Source organism: Fluviicola sp. (assembly GCF_030151805.1).
Taxonomy (GTDB): Bacteria; Bacteroidota; Bacteroidia; order Flavobacteriales_D; family Crocinitomicaceae; genus Fluviicola.
This window is the reverse complement of sequence record NZ_JASLCN010000239.1, coordinates 1-5179: the sequence shown is the minus strand read 5'-3', so window position 1 is coordinate 5179 and position 5179 is coordinate 1. Positions and strand designations below refer to the sequence as shown.

Annotated in this window: 7 protein-coding genes; all 7 read left to right on the top strand. The window is 41.7% G+C overall.

The features are described from left to right. Positions 1 to 164: 164 nt before the first annotated feature. Positions 165 to 734, top strand: coding sequence for a hypothetical protein (locus Q1V93_RS09205; protein WP_300663992.1), 570 nt, complete (start codon positions 165 to 167; stop codon positions 732 to 734). Between the two features lie 33 nt (positions 735 to 767). Next, a complete protein-coding gene (locus Q1V93_RS09200; RefSeq protein WP_300663990.1) occupies positions 768 to 1037 on the top strand; it encodes a DUF493 family protein in 270 nt (89 codons plus the stop codon). A 2-nt stretch (positions 1038 to 1039) separates the two neighbouring features. Next, positions 1040 to 1525 (top strand): hypothetical protein, encoded by a 486-nt coding sequence (locus tag Q1V93_RS09195; RefSeq protein WP_300663988.1) that lies wholly within the window; start codon positions 1040 to 1042, stop codon positions 1523 to 1525. Positions 1526 to 1611: 86 nt separating this feature from the next. Further along, entirely contained in the window at positions 1612 to 1929 is a 318-nt protein-coding gene (trxA, locus tag Q1V93_RS09190; protein WP_300663986.1) for a thioredoxin, read from the top strand. Between the two features lie 65 nt (positions 1930 to 1994). Further along, a complete protein-coding gene (locus Q1V93_RS09185; protein WP_300663984.1) occupies positions 1995 to 2687 on the top strand; it encodes a hypothetical protein in 693 nt (230 codons plus the stop codon). 82 nt (positions 2688 to 2769) lie between these two features. Beyond that, entirely contained in the window at positions 2770 to 3816 is a 1047-nt protein-coding gene (gene lpxD, locus Q1V93_RS09180) for a UDP-3-O-(3-hydroxymyristoyl)glucosamine N-acyltransferase (RefSeq protein WP_300663982.1), read from the top strand. A gap of 2 nt (positions 3817 to 3818) precedes the next feature. Beyond that, positions 3819 to 5179: bifunctional UDP-3-O-[3-hydroxymyristoyl] N-acetylglucosamine deacetylase/3-hydroxyacyl-ACP dehydratase (locus tag Q1V93_RS09175; protein ID WP_300663980.1), on the top strand; the 1361-nt coding region annotated here is incomplete at its 3' end.

Sequence of the window (5179 nt, the reverse complement as noted above, 5' to 3'; positions counted from 1 at the left end):
ATGATTGCTCTTGGATTCCTGGTAACAATCGGAGTTTTGTTGATTGCAGAATCATTCGGACAGCACATTCCGAAAGGATACATTTACTTTGCGATGGTTTACGCCTTGTTGGTGGAGTTTCTCAATATCCGCATGCGCAGAAATCAAAACGAACCCGAGAAGTAGTGAGCCCGGAAGAGATTTGTTCCATTCTGCGTATTGAAGACCTTTCCGAAGCAGCGGATGCTCTGGAAATGGAATTATTCGAATTGAAAAAATCCGTTCTGGCTAAGCCGCTTTTGAGACAAACGCTCAAGTCGAAGATTCTTCGTTTGGAGAAATTATCACAGGTTACTGCAAGTTTAAATTTCCCGGAAGGGCAGGTATCTTTTGAATACGATTTGCTTCAAACCGATAACGTACTCGAACTTTGGGGAGGATATATGAAGGCCAAAAGCCATTGGAAACGATTGTTTGCCCAGAGTACAACTCCGGAATCTGCGATTGTTCTTTTGGAACAGGGATTGAAAATGGAACTGGCTTTTTCAGAGCAGTTCAGCGCTTCCGACTGGATTGAAGAAGATCCTGTATTCGGAGTGGAACCGGATCCGATGTTGATTCAAAATGGATTGAAACAGGCGTCAGAACGAGGGTTTCTTCGCTTTGAAGACCTGGAAAAGAATAAAAGTGAACTTCAAAAAGAGCTGTTACTAGCTATAAAGCGCTTATCTTTGTTGCCGAAATATCTGCGTTAAGCAGCATCAAGTAACGTCAAAAACAGTTAAAATATGAGTGAAGGAACTTTTGATAAGTTGAAAGAACAGTTAATGCTGGAAGAGTGGCCGAATGTTTACTTCTTCAAATTTATTGTCCCGAATACTCCTCATTCATTGGCACAAACAACCGCGCTTTTCGATGAAACGGCTCAGATCCAGTTTCACGAATCCAGTAACGGGAAGTTTGTCAGCGTCAGCGTCAAAGAACTGATGCTGAATGTTGATTCAATCATTGCCATTTACGAAAAGGCGCAAGCCATTCCCGGAATTATCTCGTTATAATCATGAAGAAAAAATCACTTTTAAGCCTGATCGGGCTGAGTCTCTTAATTACTTGTTTGGTTTTATACCGGGTAAATTTTGTAAAAGGAATCCGTTCGTGGGAAAGCAAGCTTTTGGGAACGTTAATTGTTCTGGCAGCGGTTGCGATGCTTTATATTGCGTATAAATCTGTGATTAAACGCTTTTCAAAAGGAGCCTTGAAAAAAGAGGATTATGCATTGCTTTTTGATCTCGAAAACAAGAAGCAAAGCGGAAGCCTGGAGTTTTATTTTACCATCGAGCATCCGAAGAAGGTTGTGTTTTCAATTTTGAATGCAAAAATGGAACCGATTGAGGTGATTCAGGACAAAGAATTTTCTTCCGGAGGGCATATTATCCGCTTTGATACCAACGAGTTGCAGGATGGAATTTATTTTTATTGCCTGGAGACAGATAATCAAAAAACGATGAAAAAAATGCATGTTCAGCATGACAATATGACAGTGTAATTTGTATTGGCAAGGCTTTTGACAAATAAAAACAAATAGTAACTTTAGACCGACTAAAGACAAGTCACATTAAAATAGAAACAATTATGGCATTAGAAATCACAGATGCAAACTTTGAAGAGCTTGTATTGAAATCAGACAAACCGGTAATGGTAGACTTTTGGGCAGAATGGTGTGGTCCTTGTAGACTGATCGGCCCTATCGTTGAAGAAATGGCAGATGAATACGACGGCAAAGCAATCATTGGAAAAGTAAATGTAGACCTGAATCCGGGAGTTTCTGCTCAATTCGGAATCCGCAATATCCCAACGATCATTTTCGTGAAAGGTGGAGAAATCGCTGATAAATCAGTTGGAGCTGTTCCGAAAGGACAGTTGACAGCGAAGTTGGATGCATTGATCTAAATATTGAATTCAACATATGAAAGGTCCGCTAGTCGGACCTTTTTTTTGAAAATACACGTATATACATGAAGAATTTTTGGAGGCGCCTGCGGTTGTATGGATTTGGCTTTGGCATCGGACTGATAATGGTCTTTTTCTTTTTTAGAAACCGCGGATGCACCTGGCTGCCTGAAAACAGGGTGAAAAACACCTTTCTGGGCCGTGTTTTAGTGGTATCGGAAGATAATCAGCGGATTTTTGACCAGCATCACCTGACGGATTCCATGATCGAATCGTTTTTAAACGACGGATCTATTTTCTTTGGGTCGAGTAAAAAACAGGGGAACCCGAAGGTTTACAAGATCGAAAAAGAAGTGAACGGAAAAAGTGTTGTCTTGTGGTTTTCAATGCCGGAAAATGCATTTATTGCCGAAGTGGTTTGGCCTAAAGGCTCCATTCAGCAGTTTAAGAATACGACTTCCGGTTTGGGGCGGATGATTCATTTTCCACCGAACGTGGAGAGTTTTGTATTCCTGAAAGACAATTCGATCATGAACGAACAGATGAAAAAGTTCGGAATAAAGGATGAGAAACAGATCCAGTTTTTGATGAAAAAAGCAGGTTTGATCGACTTTTCGAAATCGAGATTGAATGCAGAACCGGTTCCGGAGCAATATGTGTTGCTTCCAAGAAAGCAGGGGGACACCTTAAAGGCTCGAACTACGTGGTTTAAAGAGCACATTGAATTTTACCAATTTGAGGAAAATAAGCCCGAATAAAGACGCTTGTCATCACAATGATGTGTTAATAAATCATATCTTAACAGACTCATAACCTAAAGGTTTTTACTAATTTTGTTCAATGGAATTTTCTGCGCTGCAAATAGCTACTATCTTGAACGGTGAAGTCGTTGGTAATACGGATGTTACTGTTGCCGGATTAGCTAAAATTGAAGAGGGCGTAACAGGGACACTTTCTTTCCTGTCAAACCCGAAATATGAAGAGTATATTTATACTACAGGTTCGAGTATCTGTATTGTAAATAAAACATTTGTTCCTTCAAAGCCACTTCCCGATACGTTGACGCTGGTGAAGGTGGATGATGCGTATGCCTGCTTTGCGAAATTGCTGGATGTTTACAACCAGATGCGTCAGAAACAACCGAAAATCGAAACACCTTCTTTTCTTTCAGAATCCGCAAAAGTCGGAGAAGGACTTTACCTGGGTGCTTTCGCATACATCGGTGAGAATGTTACGATCGGAAAGAATGCAAAAATTTATCCGCAGGCTTATATCGGAGACGGCGTAGTTATCGGAGACGATTGTACGATTCATGCCGGAGTGAAGATTTATGCAGATACGAAAATCGGAAACCGTTGTGTTTTACACGCCGGAGTTGTTATCGGTAGCGACGGATTTGGTTTCGCGCCGGATGAGAAGGGTGTTTTTTCAAAAGTTCCCCAAATCGGGAATGTTGTGTTGGAAGACGATGTGGAAATCGGCTCCAATACTACGATTGATTGCGCTACAATGGGCTCAACCATTATCCGTCAGGGAGTAAAAATCGACAACCTGGTTCATTTGGCACACAACGTAGAAATCGGACATCATTCCGCGTTAGCAGCTCAGGTTGGTGTAGCAGGTTCTGCGAAGATCGGAAAACACGTCATGGTTGGAGGACAAGCAGGAATCAGCGGTCATTTGCACATTGCTGACGGAACGAAAATCGTTGCTCAGTCGGGGATTCCCAATACGATCAAAAAAGCGGAAGTTTTAATGGGCTCACCGGCCATTCCAATGGATGATTACAAGAAATCATTTGTCGGATTCAGAAGACTTCCGATTATCATTAAGAAAATATCAGAAATAGAAGATAAAATTAAAACCCTTTCAAAATCTGCAGAATAATTATGTCGGAAAAACAATTTACCCTTAAAGAAAAAATCGTATTCAATGGTGTTGGTTTGCATACCGGAGAACCAGTTGTTATGGAGATTCATCCTGCTGCTGAGAACCACGGATATAAATTCCAACGACTGGATGTTGATGGTCAACCGATAATTAAAGCAGACGCAGATTTGGTTGTTTCTACGGATCGTGGAACAACGTTGGAAGCAAACGGTGCAAAGGTTTATACGACAGAGCATGTTCTGGCAGCTTTGTACGGAATGGAAGTGGACAATGCATTGATCACACTTACCGGGCCTGAGATTCCGATTATGGATGGTTCTTCGTTGCTGTTTGTGAAAGAAATTCAACGAGTGGGGCGTACGGAGCAAAATGCAGACCGTTTGTACCTGGAATTGACTGAGAATATCAAGTGGGAAGATGAGGAGCGTGGAATCGAATTCCTGGCAGTTCCGGATAAAAATTACCGTTTGACGGTGATGGTGGATTACAATTCTCCGGCTTTGGGAACACAGCATGCTCACATGTATCACATCGGGGAATTTGAAAAAGAAATTGCAGCTTGCAGAACATTCTGTTTCCTGAAAGAATTGGAGTTCCTGGCTCAGAATAACCTCATCAAAGGTGGAAGCCTTGACAATGCAATTGTTTTGGTGGAGCGCAATGATGTGACTCAGGAAGAATTGGATCGTTTGGCAAAATTGCTTGGAAAAGAAAATCTGACTGTAAACTACGAAGGAATCGGGGTGTTGAACAGTTTGAAACTGCAATTTGAAAACGAGCCGGCAAGACACAAATTGTTGGATATCGTTGGTGATTTGGCATTGGTAGGCCGCTTCATTAAAGGACATATTTTGGCAGCACGTCCGGGACATTCCGGAAATACGCGTTTTGCAAAAGTGTTGAAAGACGAAATTAAGAAGCAGGAAAAAAATACGACACGTGTTTTCGATCTTGAAAAAGAGCCACTCTATAACATCAATGACATCGAGCGCATGTTGCCGCACAGATACCCGTTCCTGTTGGTTGATAAAGTCATGGAGATCACTGATAATACGATCATCGGGGTGAAAAATGTAACGATGAACGAACCGATGTTCCAGGGACATTTCCCGGGGAATCCGGTATTTCCGGGAGTATTGCAGGTGGAAGCGTGCGCACAGTGTGGTGGTATTTTTGCATTGAGCAAAGTAGAAGACCCACATTTATACTCGACTTATTTCATGAAAATTGACGGGGTGAAATTCAAACAAAAAGTCATTCCGGGTGATACGCTGGTTTTTGCTTTGGAATTGATTTCACCGATTCGCAGAGGTTTGGTGAACATGCTCGGAAAAGCATATGTGAACGGTGTTCAGGTCTT

Excerpts from the sequence above, each read along its gene's own strand:
- Q1V93_RS09200 (WP_300663990.1), top strand. The coding sequence starts at position 768 with ATGAGTGAAGGAACTTTTGATAAGTTGAAAGAACAGTTAATGCTGGAA.
- Q1V93_RS09195 (WP_300663988.1), top strand. The coding sequence starts at position 1,040 with ATGAAGAAAAAATCACTTTTAAGCCTGATCGGGCTGAGTCTCTTAATT.
- trxA (WP_300663986.1), top strand. The coding sequence starts at position 1,612 with ATGGCATTAGAAATCACAGATGCAAACTTTGAAGAGCTTGTATTGAAA.
- Q1V93_RS09185 (WP_300663984.1), top strand. The coding sequence starts at position 1,995 with ATGAAGAATTTTTGGAGGCGCCTGCGGTTGTATGGATTTGGCTTTGGC.
- lpxD (WP_300663982.1), top strand. The coding sequence starts at position 2,770 with ATGGAATTTTCTGCGCTGCAAATAGCTACTATCTTGAACGGTGAAGTC.